Annotated in this window: 1 protein-coding gene; it reads right to left on the bottom strand. The window is 49.5% G+C overall.

The annotated features are described in order from the left end of the window. On the bottom strand, nt 1-636 hold a 636-nt coding region (locus tag AC6CHI_RS16110), incomplete at its 3' end, for a thiolase family protein (protein WP_498122503.1). Between the last annotated feature and the right edge of the window lie 53 nt (nt 637-689).

Here is a 689-nt window from a genome sequence, read left to right on the forward strand (position 1 = left end):
CTGAGCAATGCTCACCGGGATGATCTCATGTTTAAAAAAGCCTTGAGCTTGCGCGGTTGCTGTGCGCTGTTGACTCGTCAAGGCAAACTGGTCTTGATCTGCACGATCAATCTTAAATTGTTGTGCCACATTTTCTGCAGTTTGTGGCATGGTCTCTACACCATACATCGCTTTCAGCTTGGGATTGATAAAACGCCAGCCCATGGTGGTGTCTTCAATCTTCTGGCTACGCCCATAAGCACTTTCTGATTTACCCATCACAAAGGGTGCTCGCGACATGCTTTCCACGCCACCGGCAATAATCAGATGGGCTTCTTCGGCTTTAATGGCACGTGCCGCAATGGCAATCGCATCTAAAGATGAACCACATAAACGGTTGATGGTGGTCGCAGGCACTTCCACCGGTAAACCTGCCAATAAGGCCGACATACGTCCCACATTACGGTTATCTTCACCGGCTTGGTTGGCACAGCCATAGATCACATCATCCACCTGTGACCAATCTACAGATGGATTGCGTTGCATCAAGGCTTGAATCGGCACGGCACCCAAGTCATCGGCACGGACAGGCGCGAGTCCACCCGCATAACGACCAAATGGAGTCCGGATGGCATCAATGATATATGCGTCTTTCATTTTTAATCTTGTCCTTTGAATCCCCCTTAGTCCCCCTTTTTAAAGGGGGACTT

It is taken from the genome of Acinetobacter sp. GQ146 (assembly GCF_059758585.1).